Here is a 2,837-nt window from a genome sequence, read left to right as displayed (position 1 = left end):
GCCGGTACTGGCAGCCGCACTGGCGACCGGCGCCGGAAGGGCGAGAGCCCCGGCCTGCTGCTCCAGCATCCCGGCGGTCCGAAGGATCCGGGCAGCCAGTTCCGGCTCATGGACGACGGCGGCAAGCTCCCGAGCCTGCGCGGCAAGAGCCGAGGCCCGCCGGACGGCGTCGAGCTGCACGTGCTCGGTGTCGGTGTATGGCTTCGCCGCCGGCTCCTTCCCTGCGGTGGCGCCCAGGCCAAGAGCTGCAACCAGGAGGAACACTGTTGCCAGGGCCAGTACCTCTGCAACCGGGCGGCAGGCACGGCGGAAAGTGCTGTGCCCGTGCGGTGGCCGGCTCGTCTTCACAACAATCGATGATGTCACGGCCGAGTCCGATTGCCCGGGCAATACAACCGGGAAGGGTGAAAGTCGGTACTCTTGATCTACAACATCATCGAGTGGGAGGCAGCCATGGCGGTTCAGCCCGGCAATGGAAATCGGGCGGCGCCCCGCAAGACGGCGCTCGACGCTGAACTCCAGGCGGAGGCGCAAAGACTCCGGACGCGGCTCCAGCCCGTGGTGGAGCAGCACGATCTCTACCTCGAAGAAATCGACATCAAGCTCGCCGGCGCCCACCGCACCGTGCACGTAATCGTGGACCTCCCCGAAGACCGCCAGGGAAGTGTCGGGCTTGACATCATCTCCGACGTCTCACTCGAGCTGTCCCAGGCGATGGATAACGACCCGGACGACGACGGGCGCCCGTACAGCCTCGAGATCTCCTCGCCGGGCGTCTCACGACCCCTCACCGAACCGCGGCACTGGCGCCGCAATGTGGGGCGCATGATCCTGGTCAAACCAGTTCAGGGGGACGAGGTTCTCGGCCGGCTCCAGGAGGTCAGTGCCACCGGAATCCGGCTGGTGCCGCAGCTGCCCGTCAAGAAGGGGATGAAGCCCAAGCAGGGCGAGCCCACGAGCATCGAATTCTCAAGGATTCGCAAAGGGACCGTGCAGGTCGAATTCGCGCATGCCGACGAACACCAGACAGAAGACGGTGCAGGCCATCCGGAGAACTCCGGTGCCCGGCACCCAGCATAAGGAGCCCTAGATGGACATTGACATGAGTGCGTTGAGGCTTTTGGAGCGTGAACGCGAGATTCCGCTGGACCTCTTGATCCCCACGATCGAACAGGCGTTGCTCGTGGCCTACCACCGCACGCCCGGCGCGCAGGACACGGCGCGGGCAGAGCTGGACCGCAAGAACGGCCACGTCACCATCTGGGCTACCGAGGTGGACGACGACGGCGAGGCTGTGGGCGAGTTCGACGACACCCCCGGGGGATTCGGACGCATCGCCGCAAGCACCGCACGCCAGATCATCCTCCAGCGCCTGCGTGACGCCGAGGATGACAACATCCTCGGCGAGTTCCGCGGCAAAGAGGGCGAACTGGTCGCCGGAATGATCCAGCAGGGGAACAACCCGCACATGATCCAGGTCCATTTGGGTTCGGTGGAGGCCGTACTGCCGCCGTCCGAGCAGGTGCCCGGGGAGAAGTACCTCCACGGTTCCCGCCTGCGCGCCTTCGTGACCGACGTGCACCGGGGCATGAAGGGACCGTCCATCACCCTCTCACGCTCCCACCCTGGCCTGGTCCGGAAGCTCTTCGAACTCGAGGTACCCGAGATCGCTGACAAGACGGTGGAGATTGTCGCCATGGCGAGGGAAGCCGGTCACCGTACCAAGATCGCGGTGAAGGCGAACGTGCCGGGCGTCAATGCGAAGGGTGCCTGCATCGGCGAGATGGGCTCACGCGTGCGCGCGGTGATGAACGAACTGAATGACGAGAAGATCGACATCGTCGACTACAGTGACGACGCCGCCACCTTCATCGCCAGTTCGCTCTCGCCGTCGCGCGTGAATTCAGTCTCCATCACCGATGAGGCGACGAGGTCGGCGCGCGTGGTGGTTCCCGACTACCAGCTGTCGCTGGCCATCGGCAAAGAGGGCCAGAACGCGCGTCTCGCGGCCAAGCTCACGGGCTGGCGCATCGATATCGTGTCCGACGCCGCACAGCCCGCGAAGTCCTGAATCGGGCCACGGGGGCCCTCCGTCAGCATCATGGGCGCGGAAGCGGTAGAATGGTAGGGACTGAGTCGATGACCCACTCCGGCAGATCCACAGGTTCGACGGCGGATTCCCGTCCTGTCCGGACCTGTGTCGGATGCCGGAAGCGGGCGGACCAGTCACATCTGGTGCGGGTGGTGGCCCAGGAAATCGACGGGAATTTTGCCGTCGTGATCGATGAACACCGCCGGCTTTCCGGTCGGGGCGCTTGGCTGCACCCTGATCCGGCATGTATGGAAACGGCGATCAAGAGGAAAGCGTTCAACCGCGCTTTCCGCCGCGCCGTGGAGACGAAGTTCTTGCCCTCCCCGTTCCGTGCACCTCCCGAGGCCTCCGATGGAGCCCTCGGCAATATACCGTCCTTGCCCTGAAAGCGGGTCAGAAAACTGATGGAAACCCGATGAGTACCCAGCGATGAGTACCCAACGATGATTTTTTCGTTGAGTTCTGCAATCAACCTCCAGGCTGCTCCGGCAGTCCGGTTCTGCAGTAGGAAATAGAGGTTCGTGCCTGGCTCGGTGCGGACCGAGACAGGAGAAATGTGGCCAAGGTCCGCGTACATGAGCTCGCCAAAGAGCTCGGTATTACCTCGAAAGATGCAGTAGCAAAACTGCAGGAACTGGGCGAATTCGTCCGTTCCGCCTCGTCGACAATCGAGGCCCCCGTCGTGAAGAAACTTCGCGGCGCCTTCCCGAATGCCGGTGCATCCAAGCCTGCCGCTGCGGCTCCC

5 protein-coding genes are annotated in these 2,837 nt (G+C 64.2%); 4 read left to right on the top strand and 1 reads right to left on the bottom strand.

Annotated features, from left to right (window positions below; genetic code table 11):
• Nucleotides 1-366 (bottom strand): hypothetical protein (locus tag Y705_RS0101610; RefSeq protein WP_155849852.1); only part of this gene is annotated, 366 nt, incomplete at its 3' end.
• A 54-nt stretch (nt 367-420) separates the two neighbouring features.
• Here Y705_RS0101610 and rimP point away from each other — a divergent pair.
• From rimP to Y705_RS16530, 4 genes are all read left to right on the top strand, one after another.
• The gene (gene rimP / locus Y705_RS16540) at nt 421-1,080 is read left to right on the top strand and encodes a ribosome maturation factor RimP (protein WP_253908441.1); all 660 of its coding nucleotides are present in this window, start codon (nt 421-423) and stop codon (nt 1,078-1,080) included.
• 10 nt (nt 1,081-1,090) lie between these two features.
• The gene (nusA, locus tag Y705_RS0101600) at nt 1,091-2,071 is read left to right on the top strand and encodes a transcription termination factor NusA (protein WP_026531593.1); all 981 of its coding nucleotides are present in this window, start codon (nt 1,091-1,093) and stop codon (nt 2,069-2,071) included.
• 50 nt (nt 2,072-2,121) lie between these two features.
• Nucleotides 2,122-2,478, top strand: a complete 357-nt coding sequence (locus Y705_RS16535; protein WP_155849851.1) for a DUF448 domain-containing protein — start codon at nt 2,122-2,124, stop codon at nt 2,476-2,478.
• 170 nt (nt 2,479-2,648) lie between these two features.
• On the top strand, nt 2,649-2,837 hold a 189-nt coding region (locus tag Y705_RS16530), incomplete at its 3' end, for a translation initiation factor IF-2 N-terminal domain-containing protein (protein ID WP_155849850.1).

Source organism: Arthrobacter sp. H41 (assembly GCF_000520535.1).
GTDB lineage: Bacteria > Actinomycetota > Actinomycetes > Actinomycetales > Micrococcaceae > Arthrobacter_D.
This window is presented reverse-complemented; position numbering and strand designations above follow the sequence as displayed.